Source organism: Sphingobacterium sp. UBA2610 (assembly GCF_002339225.1).
Classification (GTDB): Bacteria; Bacteroidota; Bacteroidia; order Sphingobacteriales; family Sphingobacteriaceae; genus Sphingobacterium; species Sphingobacterium multivorum.
Genome location: NZ_DDKA01000008.1, coordinates 12,614 through 31,543 on the forward strand (window position 1 = coordinate 12,614; position 18,930 = coordinate 31,543).

Annotated in this window: 16 protein-coding genes; 5 read left to right on the plus strand and 11 right to left on the minus strand. The window is 38.7% G+C overall.

The window, feature by feature from the left end; translation table 11 throughout:
* Positions 1-252: 252 nt before the first annotated feature.
* From istB to B4Z47_RS05355, 6 genes are all read right to left on the minus strand, one after another.
* Positions 253-951, minus strand: a complete 699-nt coding sequence (istB, locus tag B4Z47_RS05330) for an IS21-like element helper ATPase IstB (protein WP_286726949.1) — start codon at positions 949-951, stop codon at positions 253-255.
* Positions 952-1,008: 57 nt separating this feature from the next.
* Positions 1,009-2,097, minus strand: a complete 1,089-nt coding sequence (locus B4Z47_RS05335; RefSeq protein ID WP_286726951.1) for a Mu transposase domain-containing protein — start codon at positions 2,095-2,097, stop codon at positions 1,009-1,011.
* A 63-nt stretch (positions 2,098-2,160) separates the two neighbouring features.
* Positions 2,161-3,678, minus strand: coding sequence for an IS66 family transposase (gene tnpC, locus B4Z47_RS05340; protein ID WP_201639121.1), 1,518 nt, complete (start codon positions 3,676-3,678; stop codon positions 2,161-2,163).
* A gap of 49 nt (positions 3,679-3,727) precedes the next feature.
* On the minus strand, positions 3,728-4,066 hold the full coding sequence (gene tnpB / locus B4Z47_RS05345) for an IS66 family insertion sequence element accessory protein TnpB (RefSeq protein ID WP_262896111.1): 339 nt from the start codon (positions 4,064-4,066) through the stop codon (positions 3,728-3,730).
* On the minus strand, positions 4,066-4,350 hold the full coding sequence (gene tnpA, locus B4Z47_RS05350) for an IS66 family insertion sequence element accessory protein TnpA (RefSeq protein ID WP_236586044.1): 285 nt from the start codon (positions 4,348-4,350) through the stop codon (positions 4,066-4,068). The genes tnpB and tnpA overlap by 1 nt, the downstream gene beginning before the upstream one ends.
* 32 nt (positions 4,351-4,382) lie before the next feature.
* Positions 4,383-4,859 carry a helix-turn-helix domain-containing protein gene (locus tag B4Z47_RS05355; RefSeq protein ID WP_286726956.1) on the minus strand — a complete coding sequence of 159 codons (477 nt, stop codon included), beginning with the start codon at positions 4,857-4,859 and terminating at the stop codon, positions 4,383-4,385.
* A 429-nt stretch (positions 4,860-5,288) separates the two neighbouring features.
* On the opposite strand from B4Z47_RS05355, the gene B4Z47_RS05360 reads away from it, so the two are divergent.
* Positions 5,289-5,861, plus strand: a complete 573-nt coding sequence (locus B4Z47_RS05360) for a hypothetical protein (RefSeq protein ID WP_286726958.1) — start codon at positions 5,289-5,291, stop codon at positions 5,859-5,861.
* Positions 5,862-5,996: 135 nt separating this feature from the next.
* Here the strand turns inward: B4Z47_RS05360 and B4Z47_RS05365 are convergent, their stop codons facing one another.
* The 3 genes from B4Z47_RS05365 to B4Z47_RS05375 form a co-directional block, all read right to left on the minus strand.
* Entirely contained in the window at positions 5,997-8,585 is a 2,589-nt protein-coding gene (locus tag B4Z47_RS05365) for an AAA-like domain-containing protein (RefSeq protein ID WP_159333005.1), read from the minus strand.
* The gene (locus B4Z47_RS05370; protein WP_159333004.1) at positions 8,585-10,213 is read right to left on the minus strand and encodes a hypothetical protein; all 1,629 of its coding nucleotides are present in this window, start codon (positions 10,211-10,213) and stop codon (positions 8,585-8,587) included. Before B4Z47_RS05370 ends, B4Z47_RS05365 begins: the two co-directional genes overlap by 1 nt.
* Before the next feature lie 327 nt (positions 10,214-10,540).
* Positions 10,541-10,771 carry a helix-turn-helix transcriptional regulator gene (locus B4Z47_RS05375; protein WP_159333003.1) on the minus strand — a complete coding sequence of 77 codons (231 nt, stop codon included), beginning with the start codon at positions 10,769-10,771 and terminating at the stop codon, positions 10,541-10,543.
* A gap of 978 nt (positions 10,772-11,749) precedes the next feature.
* On the opposite strand from B4Z47_RS05375, the gene B4Z47_RS05380 reads away from it, so the two are divergent.
* From B4Z47_RS05380 to B4Z47_RS05395, 4 genes are read left to right on the plus strand one after another with little or no spacing between them, the layout of a single operon-like run.
* Complete coding sequence (locus tag B4Z47_RS05380; RefSeq protein ID WP_159333002.1) at positions 11,750-12,124, plus strand: hypothetical protein; 375 nt, start codon at positions 11,750-11,752, stop codon at positions 12,122-12,124.
* 18 nt (positions 12,125-12,142) lie between these two features.
* Positions 12,143-13,456, plus strand: coding sequence for a TlpA family protein disulfide reductase (locus B4Z47_RS05385; RefSeq protein WP_159333001.1), 1,314 nt, complete (start codon positions 12,143-12,145; stop codon positions 13,454-13,456).
* Positions 13,453-16,665, plus strand: coding sequence for a SusC/RagA family TonB-linked outer membrane protein (locus B4Z47_RS05390; protein ID WP_159333000.1), 3,213 nt, complete (start codon positions 13,453-13,455; stop codon positions 16,663-16,665). Before B4Z47_RS05385 ends, B4Z47_RS05390 begins: the two co-directional genes overlap by 4 nt.
* A 4-nt stretch (positions 16,666-16,669) precedes the next feature.
* Positions 16,670-18,004 carry a RagB/SusD family nutrient uptake outer membrane protein gene (locus tag B4Z47_RS05395; RefSeq protein WP_159332999.1) on the plus strand — a complete coding sequence of 445 codons (1,335 nt, stop codon included), beginning with the start codon at positions 16,670-16,672 and terminating at the stop codon, positions 18,002-18,004.
* 44 nt (positions 18,005-18,048) lie between these two features.
* Here the strand turns inward: B4Z47_RS05395 and B4Z47_RS05400 are convergent, their stop codons facing one another.
* Positions 18,049-18,438 (minus strand): hypothetical protein, encoded by a 390-nt coding sequence (locus tag B4Z47_RS05400; protein WP_159332998.1) that lies wholly within the window; start codon positions 18,436-18,438, stop codon positions 18,049-18,051.
* 271 nt (positions 18,439-18,709) lie between these two features.
* Positions 18,710-18,886, minus strand: coding sequence for a hypothetical protein (locus B4Z47_RS05405; RefSeq protein WP_159332997.1), 177 nt, complete (start codon positions 18,884-18,886; stop codon positions 18,710-18,712).
* Positions 18,887-18,930 lie beyond the last annotated feature (44 nt).

Sequence of the window (18,930 nt, forward strand, 5' to 3'; positions counted from 1 at the left end):
TTTTTTATCTAAAATATTAAAGATATAGACTTTTATAAAAAGTAACCGCATTTTAGCTAAACATATCCGTTTAAGCCATAATTATTAATTATACAATTTTTTTAATCGAATGATTACAATAGCGGGTGCGATGCTGATTGACAGATGCATAGTCCGCACCATACTGGATATAATGTTGAAGTTGACCCCTCCGCTGGACATACTGACCCCTCTAACAAGGCTTTTTTCAGTCCAACTGATGACCTGACAATATTACTTCTTTTTTCTTAGACTTTCGCCTTTAAGTTCGATTCTGTAAGATCCATGGATCAGTCTATCGAGTATTGCGTCTGCAATTGTATCTTCACCGATTACATCATACCAGCTGGCCACAGGTAACTGACTGGCAATTATTGTCGAGGCCTTAGCGTGTCTATCTTCAATTATTTCCATCAGATCCAGCCTTTGCTGCTGGTCTAGATTTACCAGGCCGAAGTCATCGACAATAAGTAGGTCTGCTTTTGATATCCTGTCCATCAGCTTGTGCAGTGTACCTTCAAGGCGGGCCATTTTAGTCTTTAGAAGTAGTTTTTGCAGGTTAAAGTACAGGACTTTATACCCCTGTGCGCAGGCATGATGGCCCAATGCTGAAGAGAGGAAGCTCTTCCCACAGCCCGTAGCACCGCTGATGAGTATCGGATCTCCTTTTTTGATGTACTCGCCGGTAGCCAGCGTAGTGATCAATCCCTTGTCCAAACCTCTGGTAGCGACCATGTTTATCTCCTCTATGGAAGCCTGATAGCGGAACCCGGCATTCTGTTTGAGACGCTCAAACCTTTTTTCATCCCGTTCATCTGATTCTGCCTGCAGCAATAGGGACAGTCCTTCGGAAAGGGTGAGTTCTGTACTGCGGCGGGTTTCATTCAATGCTTTCCAGTTACGCTCCATACCATGTAAGCGCAACGCTCTCATCTGTGTTTCAATATTCATCTTATTTTATTATTTGTTTATTTTATTCTATTCTATTCATCACTGTATTGCGGATCCATCGTTTGACTGATCAAACAGTGTCGGCTGGCTGCCTTCATAATACCCTCTTCCCCTGATATTGGCATGCTCTGGCAGGGAGCTTTTTACGGAAGTTTCCTGCTGACTGTTTGCTGTTCCATTTTCAAGTACATTCCTAAAGTAGTAGTAGGTATATAGCTTATTTTTTAGTACGTAACTACATGCTTTGTCAAACTGTTCTGCCGGGAAGTCCCGTTTTAGCCTGAACAGTCCGTCACAGGTACGGAATAACTGCTCGGGATAATGCGCCCGCTCAAAGAGTATCTCCAGAAGTCTGGCGAACTCCGCAGAGTGTGCTTTTGCCCTTGTCAGGTACGTTTCATGCGAGCGGTTCTTATACGCCTGATGTTCGGACTTTAAATGTGTCGCCAGAGTGGTGTACGCATTTTCCCTGTAACTGCGTATGTGCGAGGCAATCTGTTTGCCCCGACAATAGATCCAGAGCATATTGCGTGTGTAAATGATCTTTACCTTTGTTCCGATATAAGCGAAGGGTACGCTGTAATAGTGTTTATTGCGCTGCAGGTAGATATGTCCGTTATCTCCAACTTTGAGTTCAGCGTAGCTCTTCAGCTCGAAGCGTTCTTTGGGAAGTTCGCCCAATGTTGATTTTTCGGAACTTAAGAACCGCTCTTCCCGGCAGTATGGCTTTTGCTGCATCCGGGTCTGGTTGTGCTTTAACATACAGACCTTTATGGCTTCATTGAGCGTATGGATATCAAAGAACTGCCTGTTTCTCAGTGGTGCAAAAACACGGGTATAGATCATTTTTACCTGATTTTCTACCAATGATTTGTCTTTTGGGCGGCCTGCACGTGCTGGAACCACAGCTGTGCCGTAGTGATTGGCAAAGTCTTCCATGGACTGGTTCAGGACCGGCTCATATTTATCGGCCTTGATGACCGCTGCTTTGAGATTGTCGGGGACAATGGCCTTTGGTACACCGCCAAGAGACTCCAGGCAGCTGCTCAGTGCATAAAAAAAGTCAGGGGTCTGCTGAGATGGTACAGCGATTGCAAACGCATAGTCTGAAAAGGGCAGGCAGGCCACAAATACTTCACAGGCGACCAGCTCCCCAGTGGACCTGTCAATATAATGTATCCGGCCTATGAACTACATATCAGTTGATTTTTTGAAGTTCTGTGGGTAAAGCTCTTTTATATTCTTGTGGTTTATTGACGCTATATTCATTAGCGTATGTTTTAACCACAGAAATGGGTTCACCTCATGCTTTTTGCAGATAGCGAAGAAAGAGTAGATCATTGCTGATCGCTGTGCTGCCTCATGGCTTCCGGCGAACAGCCAGTTTTTGCGTCCCAGAGCAACAGGGCGAATGGCATTCTCGATAAGGTTATTGTCAATCTGCAGATTCCCGTCGCGCAGATATTCCGAGAGCATGTCCCAACGTAGGTATGCATAGGCCATAGCCTTCCCGATCTGGCTTTTGGGCAGGGTGTCCTTTATTTCATCAAAGATCCATTTGCCCAGCTCGTTGATAACCGGGAGCGATTCTTTCAGCCGCAGCTCCTTGATCTTATCGGGTGATAACTTTTCTTCTTTGGCTTTTCGCTCAACTTTATAAAGTTCCTGTATCATCAGCAGTGCCTTTTGGGCCCTTGCCGGGTCATTCTTTAGGGCCTTCTCAAACTCACGGCGTGCGTGTGCCCAGCAGGCCAGATGGGTGATGTCTTTCTTTTTGCCAAACTTTTCGTAGGCCGCATACCCATCCGTCTGCAGATATCCTTTAAAGTTATCCAGCATGGATTTAAGTACATGACCACCACGGGAAGGGTTATAATCGAACAGTACCGTTTTATCCAAAGGCGAATGGTAGACCCAAAAGTACCCCTGATGGGCAGCTCCTTTTTTATCGCTGTCCAGTACTTTTATAGGGGTCTCATCAACCTGCAGATAGCCCTGAGATTTGGTATCGAAGACCATTTGTTCATATAATGGTTCCAGTTTTTCCAGGGCCTGTCTGGTCCATCCTTCGATGGTTGAGGATGGGATCTGTATGTTTTCCCTTGCGAAGATCTGTTTTTGCCGGTATAGCGGAAGGTGGTCCTGATATTTACCTACCAATATCATCGCCAGTAAGCTCGGCCCTGCAATTCCTTTATCGATGACCCGTTCAGGCAGTTCGGCGATGGATACGCCATTTCCGTTTCTAGCTGCATATTTATAACGGATGTAACGTTTGATATAGAACTTTGCAGGCTCGCACTCCAGTTCCTCGGTAATTTCCTTGCCGATACAGACCATTTTGGAAAGGTCTCCTTCAGGGTGTATCTCGATCTCGACTACAGGGAGATGGGCAGGTAATTTAGCGCGTCCTTTATGATTGGGACGTTTACGGACATACTCGATCTTTTCTTTGATTTCTTCCTGTTGCTGCTCTGCTTCAGCAGGCTCTGCATTAAAAGGGAGCATCGTCTGATCAGGATCGCCTTCAAAGCGCTCACGCTTCTGTCCGAACTGCATACGCTGAAGCATCTCCACCTGAGCTTTCAGGTAATCACGCTCCTGTGAAAGAATCTCACGCTCCTGATGGAGGAGTTCATTCTGTTTGGACATACTGGAAACCATTTTCAGAAGGTCTTCTTTTGATAGGTTTTCCAGTGCTGTTTCCATACCCTAAAGATACTCAAAAGATACCTTTATTCCTATTTTAAGTCCATTTTTAAGGTAAAGAAAAACGTCTTTTTTGAATACTTTTTACCACTTGTATCCCTTCGACCATCAGTACCAGGTCGCTCCAGGACAATTCTCCGTTTTTTACCTTCGGCGGCATGAAGGTACCCCTCTCCAGACGCTTATAATAAAGGACAAAGCCTCCTTGTTCCCAGTGCAGCAGCTTCATATGCGTACGGCTACGGTTCAGAAATACGAAAACCTCACCATTGGTAGCCTGACGACCCATCCCCGAACTGATCAGTCCACAGAGCCCGTCGAATGACTTTCTCATATCGCAAAACCCATCGTAAAGATAAAAGCGGTGCGATGACCCCAGTGCAAACATCAGTACAGACGGATCAGCTGTGATACAAGGGCAAGATCATTTTCGACCTTTATACGCACACCGTTGGGATAGATAATCTCAACATCGTTCCTTCGGGTCGCGTTGTCGATTGTGATAAAGTTCCCTCCGGTAGTGTCATTTTCTTTACTGCGCGAAAACCAATAATAAAAAGTCGCTTCCTTGATCCCATTTTCCGTGCAAAACGCTTTCTTGCTTTTTCCGCTCTGCTGCCAGTCTGCTATCATAGACAGCATACGCTCACGTTTTTCTTGAAGGTTGTTCATAACAGCAAAGCTAACCACTGAGCCGATCTAAGTCAATATGTACTTGGTAGAATGGATACAATATAATGGAGCTTTTTTCCGGAAAAGTCAATATATAATTTATCGCCGGCGGTATGTTCAAGCACCATGCTGCCCTTGCGCGAGACAAGCTGTTGCCTTAAATGATAGTTGAACTGTGGATAGCTATAACCGGTGGGATCACTTTCTATATATTCCTGCCAGAGCAGCAGCTTGGTAACTCCGGTACGCTTAAGTTCTTTTTCATAATAGTCAAGACGGCTTTTTAGGTACTCAAACTTGTCTGCCTTGTAAGCAGGATTCCCTGCGTAGAACGACTTTTCCAACAGGGGGTCCTCCTGTTTAAGAAGTTCTTCCGTATTGAAACCGCCGTCGGCCATCTTTTTGAGATAGGACTTCACCGTATTCTTGCTCATACCAAGGATGCGGGCGATTGTTTTTATCCCGCTACCGCTCTGGTACAATCTGATTAATTGCTTTATCTGACTCATTCGTTTTGGTTTTCCAGCCATCAGTGATCCGAATTGTTTGATCACTAAGTAACAAAAACTACTTGCTAAGGGGTCAGCATGCTCCAGCGCAATGAACTGAAAAAATAAATTAGGGGGTCAACATCAGCCAGTATGGCAGTTGAATAACAGCTTTAAACGCACTACGCATCCCTAATTCTAATTCAATTTTGAGGGGTCAGCTTGTTCAAGTATATCCACCATACTATGTTTATGAGAAAACTAAAAAAATAATTTTGTAATTGCTGACCCGGAATAACCGATATATACAGCCTTACCAAAATGGTAATATTAGATTTGGAACATCGTATAGTCGACAAAAATCACTAAATTTACTGCAATAAACCTCTTATTAAACAGTTAAGCAAATTTGTCCAAATCACGTTGAAGACATAAATAGATCAAAGAATAATGAAAGAAACAAATATATCTGATAAGGAATGGCTTGATTTAGCTTTTAAACATTTTATACAACATGCACAACAAAGAGTTCAACTATTTAATTATTTCATCTTATTTTCTAGTCTGTTGACAACTGCTACGATTACGACATTTCAACCAACATACAAAGAATATTATTTAGGAGGAGCCTTAGGTTTAATTCAAATAATTATTGCTTTTATTTTTATAAAAATAGACCAAAGGAACAGTTTTCTTATTAAGCATTCTGAGAATATAATAAAAAAAATAGAAGCAGAGAATAATTGTAGGTATCCACTTTTCTTAACTGAAGAAGAGCAAACTATTAAATCAAAAAAGAAAGGCATATTCAATTTTCAGCTTTCACACAGAAAATCTTATAAATTAATATATACTATATTTATAATTACGGGGATATTATCTTCAATCTACGCTACGAAAAAAATATTTACACTTTCAAAAAGTTGCAAAAATACAAGAATTGATAATAATAAGAATAATAATAATATTGGCGCAATTAATGTAAATAGTATAAATAAAAACTTACAAAGTTTCACTAAATAAATTAATACAATAAGTCTAAGCGAGTAAAAGTGTAGGAGTGGGGAGTGTAAGGCAAACTGTGTCACGTCACTCCTTTTAGAGTTGTGACACAGTTCGCTTTACAATCACAAAGACATCATTGTAATAGTAACAAAACTAATTATCGACTAGTATACATTTTCCATTATTATAATCAATTTCAACTCTCTTAAACTTTCCTGTCACTTGCTTCCCACTATTTAAATATCGAACTGTAACGATATCATTCCGCCCAACTTTGTTTGAAGTTTTATGAGTAGAGGGCATTTTAAAAAGAAAATTTGACGCAGACAATGTCGCATTACACTCTTGCATAATCTGAGGTAGATTATGCGATAAAATTGGATTAGCTAATTTTGAAGAGTAATCAATTTCCGCTAATCGAAGTATTTCCGATGCCTTGGTTCTGGCATCTGTGAACCTGCTTTTCTTCTTTAATAAAATAAGCTCCAAATAATCTATCAGTAAATAGACTTCTTGTAATTGGGGCGATAGATTTCTTTTTATTCTATAAATCTTGTCTATTAGCTCAGAAGCATCAATCAATTTGTTTTGAGCGATAAACTGATTTATACCTAAAATGAATAAGTTTAGAATTTCAATAGAAATTTCTACTTTAATATTCTCCTCAAGGAAGTTCACTAATTCCAACAAATAGCGTTTGGAATCTATCTTCGTTGTTATACCTAGGCCAGCAAGTAAGCCTAAGAGATTTCTCTTTATTTGAAGAGAAACAGGGGGATGATAAAGATAAAAATACTCAGCAAACGAATATATCTCTTCATCAGAAACATCACTTTCCTGAAAGAAACCTGCTAGCTTTTCCAAAATTTTTTCTTTTGAATAATCATCTATTGTTTTACTTTCATAATCAATCAAAATTTCAAAGTCTTCATATTTTCGCTCCAAGAACAGATACATTTCTAATGAACGAACTTTATCATGATCAAGTTTAATCTCAATAAGTTTTGATTTTTTTTGAATTTTAAGCTTTTGATCTAGAATTTCCTTAAGTGCTTGATCTAGGTATTCGTTACTCTTCGTTAATTCATATAAAGACATCAGAACAATCGGCTTGTTCCTCACTGATACTTTCTCAACAAGCTCTTCCAAGCTCTCCAACTGGCTATCACGATTATACACCTCAGACTGAACTTTAGCCATTAATTCAGAAGCTATAAATTTTGTGTTAAAAAATTTGTCCGGATCATCTTCTAAAGCGTAAGATTCGATAGTAGAAGAAAGATAATTTAAGAGAATTTTCTCGCCCTCTTCTTCTTGTGCTAATTCAAAATACACCTTTGCTAAATTAACTAAAGCCGAAATATAATATTCATTTTTTAGTTCAAATTTAAGAACTCTATCATAGTATTCTTTAGCCTCCTCTAAAGCTCCAATAATCTGAGAAATATATCCTAAATAGAGATTTGTAGAGGAGTATAGCTTTCCAAATTCCTTCCTGTCAAAATTAACTTGTAATAACTCCGATTTAGCCAAGTCAAGAGAGTTACTATAATAATGACTTAGTCCTAAATAATACCTTACAAAGTTTTCATCCTTTTTCGGATTTTGGTCTAAACTTTTTGTTAAATTCTCTATAGCTAGTTTGTAAATATTTTTATGATAATAGTCAATACCTATTGACAAATAATCTTCTGATCTATCATATAGAGACTCTAGCCATTTTTTTGATAATGAATGTTGAATAATCCTATTTTTTATTACGACACTACCCATATCATAATTAACAATTCCAGCTAAATAAAGGTCTTGCTTTATTTGGTCTGTTACTATTTGACCTTTACCATATTCAATTTCAATTAGAGCATCTTGAAGATGTTTATTATTCTTAACGATTTCTCTAATATTATCTATAGGAGGTTTATCGTATGAAGTTAAATACATTTGTTGAACAATTGTATCAACATCTTCTTTCGAACGACATTCTAAGATATTACCTTCAATTATTGCAAATAAATCCCATGTTAAACGAGGGTTTCCACTTGTCCAATAGAACACTCTATCTAACACGTCTTTATCTAAATTTTCTAATTCTGCTTTACGTACAAAATCAAAAAACTCCTCTTTTGAAAAATCATTTAAATATATTTTCTCTCCAATATTAAATGGAGAAATCTTAGGATCTTTTATCAAATCCGAAGGCTCCACGACTCCTGAAAGGAGATAAGTAAGACGTTCAAACTCCGGATAATTAGTTCTTCCAAAATAGATACTCCTAATCTGAGCAAATATTCGATCAGAGTATTCAGTCTTTGTTAGTGCATCTATTTCATCAAGAACTATTATTAACTTTCCTTGAATTCCATTTAATAGTATTCTCAACTCCCTCTCATGTTGCTTATGTGGAGGTAAGTGGGAATATCGAGTTCTAAATTCATCCACTTCCATTTCTTTGCTTGAGAATACATCATAATTTATCTCGATAGCCGTATCAATAATATTTCTAAAACAGCTAAGTTCATCATTAAAAAGATTGCTCAAATCTACATAGACAAATTTATCATTGAAACTAGCATATTTGCGTCGAGCGTTTAATAATAAGTTAGTTTTTCCCATTTGCCTTGAAACTAATACATAGCCAGGCCTTCCCATTTCATTAATAATGTTCTCAACCTGTCGATCTGCAGATCTTTCAACATATAGAGATGATGGTACTATTGTATATGGTTTTAATATCTTATTCATTAGATCACTTTTTGACATTTAGTTTGTTTAATTGCCTCATCAACACTTGTATCGGAAGTATCACCTAAAATTACCACATTCTTAACGACATTCTTAATCCAACGCGGAGATCCGGATGATTTTTCGACAATAGACCTCTTTGTGGATTCAGATACCGTAATATCCAGTTCACTTTCTATCATATTAACTAATTGATGACATTCTGTTTCGTTCCAATCCGCAAAGTCAATAAATTTTATGTAATTCCTAACTTTGCTTTGGTATTCGGGAATGTGCTCTTCTGGTGAATAAATGGATGAAAGTGCATATCGAACTGTAACTCCTGAACAACTTAACAAAGATGAAATAAATAATGAACAAATTTTACAGACGAAATCCTTAAAACGTTCATCATTACCCAGAGGAATTTCATCAATTAAAATAAAAATAGTTTTCCCAGGATAATGAGCCAAAAGTATTTGATTAATCTTTCTAACAATTGTTCTGTAATCTGTAATTCTCTCAATAGTTTCAGAGGGGTTTAACTTTAGCATTAATTCCACATAGATCTCATAAAAGAACTCATCAATAGAGAGACCTGTACAACTGGCCAAACTTACAGAGATATAGTCTATTTTTCCCTTTATCAGATTTCGAAATAATGCTAAAGACTTTCCTCTCCCTGATTTACCACTAACCCATATTGAAGTGTAGTTCATACTTTTGATAACGTTTTCATCAATATCTCGTAACAAATAATACTTTTCTTTACTAACATCGTAGACATCGAACAGAACATTATTAACAAGAGTGGGTTCTATACTTAATGTTTTGACTGGAGTCGAATTAGCTGGGAATAAATTAATATGAGTGAAAGATGTTATACTGGAAAAAACTTCCAAGCACAAAGAAAGTGCTGATGACATGGCTATAACTTGATTATCATCTTTGTCTTTGTCTTTATTACCATCTGCATAATCACATATCCCTTTAACTAATATCCACTCAGATTGGCCATTTGCTGCTGCATAAAGACCAGCCCCTTCCATTTCTCCTCCTTTTGCTAAAGGATTAATCTTTTCTATCTCATTTCTTCTAACAAGATCATTAACCAGCTCTTCACCAGAAAAAATTGGTGCTACTATTTTATTTGCAGCACGCCTGCTTAACAAAAATTCCCAAGTTCTTACATTTCTAAATCTATTTAACAATAGAGTACTGGTAGGGACAGCTGGTGCTCGATATGTCGTTATACCATTTGATATCTTTTTGTTATCATAAGGTACAACAAGATCGGCAACTATCACATCCCCAATCTCTTGGTTGTTTTTATCAACCCCAAAAGCTATTCCTATCATTATTGTGACTTTAGATTTTAAAGTGTTTAGGGAATCTCTTACAGTAACAATAGAACTTGCAGCCCCAACAGATCCCATAGTTCCACATTGTATATGTACACAAAAATAGACCCCAAAAACTCCTAAATAATATGTTTTGTCTTTAATAAAAAACTGAAGAATATGATCCTGACCTAATATTGGCTTTATTTCCTTATGTAGAATTTTAGTTTCTAAATCCGTAGCTGTTACTATCAAAACAGCTTGGTAGAGATACTTTTCAATATCTTGGTATTTTACCTCTTTATACATTAATAATAATTAGAAGTTAATTTTCACTATTTTTATAACTGATATATTCAACAACTGCTCTCCATAACATATTTATATTGATTCTCATCAACAGCCATTTCCATTTTGAAATCAAATTTGACCACAGACATTGGTATATAACCTTCTATTATACCTTCATCTATTGTTTCACCCACTTCTATTTTACTGCAGTAGTACTCTGGTTGCAAAAATAATAACTACAAACTTTAACAAAGCTGCTACAAATAATAATCAAGTGTAATGTTCGAAAGTTTGGAATCTAAAATCGTAGCAATTATTGTACATAGATTTTATTTTACTCTCTTTTTATTTGATGTCTTCACTTTTCATCCATTCACTTTTATAAAGTAAATCTCTTATATCTACCACTAGAAATCTAGCGATATCATTTAGAGTATTAAGAGTGGGTTGTTGTTTATTATTTACCCATCTAGAGACTGTTTCCTTTTTTACATTTAGATGATCTACAAGATCGTTGTTTTTAACACCTTTTTCATCTAAAACTTCGGATATACGATTGATTTTATATATAGACATAAATTATTTTATTTTTATTGTTGATTTTTAAAGTCAACTTTCATATATTTGTGTATGATTTAGTATTGCTATATCATAAAGTTTGAGCAGTAATTGGACATTGTCTGATTAAATAACGAGTCTCTGACTTCTCAATTGGCACCTGGGATGGGACGGTAAGGTTATGCTCATTTCCTACAGATATTATTATATTTGTAAATAATAATAGCGTAGGGGTGGGCCTTACTGTGCAATCATTTTCAGGTGCCGCCTAAGAGTTTTCTTAGGTCTGACCTAGGGCTTTGCCTTAGTGAGAAGAATGATTAAACGTAAGGTTTCACCCTTCGTTATTATAGAGCTCGTTCATTCATATAAACCAAAAACGATTATGAGAACGAAACGAACAAACACCACCCATCACACGCATTCGATCAGAGATCGCATGACGAGGTATTCCCGCAAATCACTTTTAAAGAACATATTCCGCGCACCTGAATAGGTTGCGCCCAATCAAAAACAGGCTATAAAAGAGCAATAAAAAGGGGAGGTCTTGACTTTCCTTAATACGAAAAGACAGCTGAGCCCAGTTCAGATTAATTTCCCTCTTGATATGCCTGTCACCGACCTATACACTTATATAATTGCATTAAAAGGTAATATTGGCCAATGTTACAGCTTGATTTAATATTTGCACCTTAAAATTAAGCAAATTTTCATTCAGTCCAAACTTTTTACCAGTAGTTTTTATTGTAATACAATTTTGTGGTAGGTCGGTCTTTACTTCTTTCCGGCAGGGAGCGCCATAATGAACCCTATTTATGCCTTGAAATTGTATCAAGGCGCTTTTCGGACTTTTAATCTTATTTGTCCATTTGGCATAGGTCGCATTTGACCTGTGCAATGACAAGCCTTTTTAACGCGAAAAAATCGCGAAGGGGAAAGCTATGCCTGTATCTGAGCGAGCATCCAAAGGTTTGTCATACTTGATGAAACTAAATTATGAACCAACAAGCAAACAATCTGCTACCCTTTGAGCTAGCATGTTATGAAATATACGACAATGGATACGATCCATTAAATACCATTCGGGAGTTCTGGTCCCAACATACAATAAATGATTGTCAGGAAAACCTATGGGCACTCTTTGAAAACTGTAGAAAGTGTGCGGTAAAGGAAGATGCTGCCGAAATGAAGCAGATGCATACCTTTTTGATGAAAGTATGCCGTGTGCTGATGGCTTATTTCCTGGTGCATTTTCGCAAGATCGAAATCGATGCGGTGCCATTCACCTTTGCAGATCCTGCCGAAGTCATTACGGCCGATCTGGAAGCCAAGCAAAGGATCCACAGTTTCTTTAATAGAATTGCAGAATAATACCTAATCCATAAGCAGATGATAAAAAGATCTAATCTATCCACTGCCTTATTGGATAAGGTAGTCAATATTCCAGTTATACAGATTACATTACTTGTAATCGTGTTCCTCTTAGTTTCTATGTTTAGTTTATCGGCTCAGACGCCCCGCAAGGACAGCGGGGCCAATGGGCCATCTCCGCTGCAGATCGGTGATAGAATCCCCGAAGAATTATGGGACAGCGAGTTTTTCTTTTTTAATGAGCAATTGAATAGTACACAGAAAGCTTCACTTAAAGAGTATAGGGCGAGGCCGCTGGTGCTAGACTTTTGGAATACGGGATGTGCTCCTTGTTTAACCGGGCTAGCCAAACTTTCAGATTTCAGCAAAGGTTTAAATATCGGCCTTGTTGCAGTCTCAGAGCAGAAAGAAAAGGCCATTTTGTCCTTTTTTAAAAGGAATGACCTATTAAAAGGTACTGGTCTGAGAAGTATTATAACAGACAGCAGATTGAAAAGTTATTTCCCGCATGAAAGTATACCTCATCTGGTATGGATAAATAAAGAGGGTGTCGTCGTTGGGCTCACGGGAAGCAAGGAAATCACGAAAGATGACCTGCATAATTTCGCGACAAAAGGCGTATTACATGCAGAACTCAAACCTGAGCTCCAACCAAATTTCCATCGATTTATAATGGATATGGAGCTTAACCGGCAGGAACAATCTACCCATGACAGTCTATTGGGCTATGCAATTATAACCGACCAGGTGAAAGATATAAGCCCTTTTGAAAGATCTAAGTTCGGTCCCTACGAGATTATTTCTTATCGAAATAGATCAATTCTGAGCTTATATAGATTGGCCTATGCAGACCGCTACAAATTTACCCCTAATCAGATCATCTGGAATGTTTATGATCCGGAAAGATTCGAATATTATCTTTCCAAAGGCGAGGATATAGGAAACTGGGAGAAAAAAAACCTGATCTGCTTTGAATCAAAATCCATAGGCAGGATTAATATGGCTGATCTCTTGAACACCTGTCTGGGCTTAAATGTCTGCGTAAGGGATTCATTGGTTGAATGTATTGTTGTAAAGGCGGGCAAGGGGAGGACAGCCATAAAACCTAAATCGGGCACGGATTTTAAAACGCTAAAAAATCTGATCAACGATCTTCGCCTGAGTAGGCCTAATTGGCAGATTATTGATTCAATAAAAGGCGAAGTCCTTGTCCCCAACTATTCAGTGAAGGACTTTGAGACGAAGGGCAAGCTCTGTACTTTCTTAAAAGAAAACGATCTCAATGTCGAAAAAGACAAAAGAATTGTAAACTTCTTAATTATACAGCGATGAAACAGTTGAACTATTATATATTATTGGTCGCAACTTGTTTTATTTTGCGGCTCGAAGTTTTTGCACAGAATCCTGTCATGCTAAATGGCCGTGTGCAGAACCAAGCAGGAAAGGCGCTTTCAGATGTCAATATTATCTCGGTAGGAAAGGGCAGCTTTAAGGTTCAGAAAAACGGTACTTTCAATATAAACAGTCTTTCGGTCGGCGATACCCTCAAATTTTCGCATATATCCTACATACCCAAATCATATGTCGTTCGGTCGAACGATGAAAATATTTTGATCGTCCTGGAAAGTAATTCGATCCGATTGCAGGAGGCTGTATTCTCTACAGGTTTTCAGTATATTCCAAAAGAACGTGCTACTGGATCGTTCGAGAAAATAGATTCACTTTATATCAATCGCTCCCCAGCATCTAATATTTTGACACGTGTCAAGAGCATGATCTCTGGTATGTATTCGGATAATGCAAATGCTAATTTTAACAATACAGGGAAATTTGCAAATGAGTCACTCAATATACATGGGGTAAGCTCAATCCGAGGGGCCAATTACCCCTTGATCATTGTCGATAATTTTCCTTATAGTGGTGATATAAATGCCATTAATCCGAATGATGTTGAAAATATCACTGTCTTAAAGGATGCTGCTGCCAGCTCCATTTGGGGAGCACAGGCGGGCAATGGTGTTATTGTTATTACCACAAAACGAGGTAAACAAAACTCAACATTGGTGGTAGAGGCGAGTCAAAATACCGCAGTCATCCAAAAGCCTGACCTTTTTAAAAGACAGGTTATTGCGAATGCTGACCTGATTGCGGTGCAGCTGGAATTGTACGATAAAGGCTATTACAATTCGAATATAAATTCGAGATCCAAACCCATCCTTCCGATGGCGATTGAGGCCATGGAGAAAAAGAAGAAAGGATTGCTTACCGAAGAGGAACTTAATGATGTTTTGGATACTTATGGTCAGACGGATATTAGAAATGATCTATTGAAATATCTTTATCGGCCTGCAATCAGCAGTCAATATTCTTTTTCAGTGAGTGGCGGCGGTGACAGGAATAGTTTTCGTATATCCACAGGGTATGACCGCTCAAAAGGTACTCAGGTGTCCTCAGATAATAACCGGTTTACGCTGAAGGCTTATAATAAATTCAAGCTGACGCGAAAACTGGAGGCGGAGCTTGATATGATGTATGCTAGATTAGAAAGCAGGCAGACGCAGCTGCTCAGCTACTATGACAATTCCGGGAGCAGGTATCCATATTCTTCATTGGCAACTGCAGACGGCCAGTTTCTTTCAATACCCTATAATTATAGCATTGGCTATATCGAAAGTTTAGCTGATCCGAATCTATTGGACTGGACGTATAAGCCCTTGGAAGAATTACAGCACAATAAGGGCAATGCTGTGCTGAACAGCTTATTGACCAGCGCCTCGCTGAATTATCAGATCAACAAACTGTTTGGACTGAGTTTTAGGTATAGAAACGAAATACAAAAGGACGATGATGAGACGGTTTTCGACCAGTACTCCATAAGATCAAGAGGAATGGTCAATCTATATACCAATGTCGGCACAAATGGAGTGGTCAGTAGACCGATACCTGTTGGGGGGATACTGGAATTTGGAAGCAATAATGCCGTTTCACATTTTGGTCGCTTTCAGGTAGATTTTAAATGGAACGATCATCCTGATCACAGGGTGAACGTAATACTGGGGTCAGAAGTCAGTGCAAAAGCCGTTAGGGCGTTTACGGATGGAATGTATGGTTATGATGGGGAAAAGCTAGTATATAGTACCCAAATTGATTATATGAATAGGTATCCTACTTACAATAATCTCGCATCCAATGCACAGATACCTTCTTTTATAACCAAGAGCCAGACAAACAATAGATACGTATCATTATTTGGAAATGGATCTTATACTTTATTGAACCGCTATACGGTAAGTGGCAGTTTCAGAAAAGATGCTTCCAATGTTTTTGGCGTCAATACAAATGATAAATGGAATCCGCTCTGGTCGGCTGGATTGAGCTGGAATATAAAGAAAGAACAGTTTATGGAATCTATTCCTGTCAATGAACTGAAATTCCGGGCTACATATGGTTTTAGCGGAAATATTGATCCCTCACGTTCGGGGAATACAACAATTCAATACAGCACACTTAACGCCTTGTACGGTATTAGCTGGCCATCAGCGCAGGTACTTGTTGCTCCCAATCCTTCTTTACGCTGGGAAAAAATAAAAACATTTAACCTCGGACTTGATTATTCCCTATTCAATAGCCGTATTTCAGGAAGTGTGGATATGTACTGGAAAAAATCATTTGATCTGATCCATCTATATCCGCTGGATCCGACGGTAGGTTTGATCAGTCAGCTCATGAATGTGGCAGATGTAGACGGAAGGGGTGTTGATGTTCGTTTATCGTCCATTAACTTCAATAAACGGTTTAAATGGCGGACTGATTTTATCTTCACCTACAATAACAATTGGGTAAAAAAGACTTTTGTTGATTATCCGGGAGCTTCTTCTTTGGTGTCCAGTTCTTTTATAGCCTATAAAGATGTGATGCCCTACGCCATGTACAGTTATAAGTTCGCGGGACTTGACCCGCAGACAGGTGAACCGATGGGATATTTTAATGGCGAAGTGTCTAAAGATTATTCAAAGATGGCTGGTAAACAGTCTCCTTTGGAAGATTTGAAGTTACATGGATCTAAACGGCCGCTGATCTATGGTACTGTAAACAGCTTTTTTGATTACAAAAAATTTAATCTGTCCTTTTCTTTGCTATATCAGTTTAAATATTTTTTCAGAAGGCCTTCCATAAGCTATTCAGATCTTTACAGCAGGGGGGATGGTCATCCTGACTTTTACAGTAGATGGCAGAAGCCGGGCGATGAAAAGTCGACCAATATACCTGCAATGACTTATCCATTGAACAAGGCGGACGGATTTTATGGAAATAGTGAAGTGTTGGTTGAACCCGGTGATCATATCAGATTGCAGGATATCAAACTTCAGTATCGGTTGGGTGAGATTAGTCCCTTGCGCATCAGTCAATTAAGCTTCTTTATTTACTTAAGTAATCTCGGAGTAATCTGGCGCAAGAATGATAAAGGCCTTGATCCGAGTTATCCAAATGCAATTCCGGTTCCCAAACAGTACACTTTTGGTGTCAATCTAAAATTTTAAAAACATGAAATCAAAATATTATCTATCGCTATTTTATTTTGCCTGTTGTTTGTTTATAACATCGTGCAAAGAATTTTTGGAAGAAAAGCCCGATTCCAAACTTAATACGCCGAATAGCAACATTGAACTGACAGCCATTTTGGACAATCATTCGTTCAGAAATCCCGGGCTGCTGGAGGTCGCTTCCGACAATTATTACCTGACAGATGCAAATTTTAAAGCCATTTCAATGGTAGAATATCGGGAGGCTTATCTCTGGTCAAAAGAACCGACTGAAAATAGCTTTTGGAGCGATTCTTATATCACTATTTTTTATTCCAATGTGGTATTAGATTATCTTGATAAGGTAAATTATCTGCCGGATGGTCTTAGTCGCAATGAGCTGAAAGGGATGGCCTTGTATCACCGTGCCTTTTCTTTTTATTCACTGGCACAGGTATTCTGTAAATATTATAACAAAAACAGCGAAAATGCTTTGGGAATAGTACTTAAGACCAATTCGGATATCAATGAGAAATTGCAGCGGTCAAGTTTGGGCGAAACCTACAATCAGATATTACAGGACCTGGAAGAGGCTCTGGGGCTTTTATCGGATAAAAAATATGAATACCCAACCAGACCTAATAAAACAGCAGCTCTGGCGCTGTTAAGCAGGATATATCTGGGACTTGGGCAATATGACAAATCACTGGCATATGCAGATAGGGCGCTGGCGACAGGTGGAAAAACAATTGATTATAATCAAATTAAAAAAACAGGAGCCCGTCCATTTGATGCCTACAACGACGATATTCTCTTTTACGCCATGATGATTCCTACAAGTATTTTATTGGAAGACAAGGCTACCGTGGATACGCTGCTGTATAACAGTTATGCCAAGGAGGATAGGAGAAAAGAATTGTTTTTTACGAAAGATGCCAATGGCACCTACGCGTTTACCGGTAATTATAACCCATCTGGACAGGGTATATTTATGGGATTGACGGTAGGAGAAGTGTTATTGAATAAAGCAGAAGCTGAATGTAGGGCCGGGCAACTGAGCGATGCAAAATTAACCTTAATGGAACTATTAAAAAATAGATATGCTGAGATGCCAACATTGCCGGTTAACGAAGCATCTCTGCTGGAATTTATTCTTTTGGAAAGGCGGCGAGAACTTGTATTTAGAGGACTGCGATGGACGGACTTAAGGCGATATGCCGCTGAGAATAGGATAGTTGATCTTAAAAGGAGAATTGACGGTGAAGTCGTTTCGATGCAGGGAAAGAGTGTGATGGAATTTGCTTATAAAATTCCGCTGCAGGTCATTGAACGGGGCGGCATCGAACAAAATCCATAATCGAAAGTGGGACAATTACTATTGTCCCACTATTCTTTGCCTAATTATTCATGAAAACGTACCTTATTGGGGTCCTGAGTTTCATTTTTCAAAATCTGATCTTCTAGATCTTGTAGGCTTTCTTCTGTAGGTTTGTCGTTTCCATCATCCTCGGCGTGCACCTGACACAGCTTGGGGCCAGTGTCGCAAGTAGGAGATGAAACAGGTGTATAGTTGTTCGGATCCATTATTTCATCCTCATAATTAGGATCAGAGGAATCTGGCCCAGTATACTGGAACCATTGATCCGGAACAAATGTGGATTGTGTTTCAATATTAGACTGCTTATCCACTTTCTTTTCCATTGCATTTACCGCGAATGCGATACCTAGTACTAAAGTCAATGCCGACCCGAAGGCGATGGCAGCGTTTTTAATAAACTTTTTGCTGTTCATTGTTGTGGTCTTTTTTATCCGATCAAAAAAAGGTTGCCTCAAAAAACTTTGATTAATTTTTATTTTGTTGGGTGTCTTTTAGCAGACCTCGCTGGCTGGCTTTGCATCCCGATACGCAGCCTGCCTGTTCCCAGATGAGCCCTGAGAGCCATCCGGGATTTCCGTGAACAGTGCCCCTTTACGGTTGCGCGACCTTCGCTGTACAACTCTCTTCTGGGCGAAGGCAATCCGATGCGGTAAAGTGTCCAGCTGAAGCTTGTCTTTGACCAATCTACAGACCAAACTCTTGGGCATAATCAGCAGATATACCTGCGTCCTCAGGGACGAGTATAGCTTTCCGATGCAACGGAAAAGAGCCGTCATTATGTTCAATATAGGGTGCATTTTGTTCATACAACTTTGTATTACCTGATCCATTTTTCTGTTGGCAGCGGCGCCTCCTTATCATGGCCTGCCCACTTGACTTTTATTATTTCTTCGTTTTATCCGGTT